Here is a 510-nt window from a genome sequence, read left to right on the forward strand (position 1 = left end):
CTTTTTCAACAGTGGTGGGTTCGGGCCTCCATCTTGTTTTACCAAAACTTCACCCTGTCCAAGGCTAGATCACTCGGTTTCGGGTCTACAGCATGCAACTTCACGCCCTATTCAGACTCGGTTTCCCTTCGGCTTCACTTTCGCTTAACCTTGCTGCATACTAGTAACTCGCCGGTTCATTCTACAAAAGGCACGCGGTCGAGCTTTCTAATAGCTCTACCACTGTTTGTAAACACACGGTTTCAGGTTCTTTTTCACTCCCCTTCCGGGGTTCTTTTCACCTTTCCCTCACGGTACTTCTTCACTATCGGTCGTCAGGAAGTATTTAGCCTTAGGCGGTGGTCCGCCTGGATTCCCACGGGGTTTCACGTGTCCCGTGGTACTCAGGTACTGGTGCATAAACTTACTCAAATCATTTTCGTCTACAGGACTATCACCTTCTGCGGTGGTACTTTCCAGTACGCTTCTACTAACGATTTTTCAGTGAACACCAGCCCTACAACCCCACAA

Annotated in this window: 1 rRNA gene; it reads right to left on the reverse strand. The window is 48.8% G+C overall.

Features of this window, described 5'->3' with window-relative positions:
• A 23S ribosomal RNA gene (locus N2041_RS14865) occupies window positions 1-510 on the reverse strand; the annotation flags it as partial.

The organism is Tepidiforma sp., assembly GCF_026419595.1.
Lineage (GTDB): Bacteria > Chloroflexota > Dehalococcoidia > Tepidiformales > Tepidiformaceae > Tepidiforma.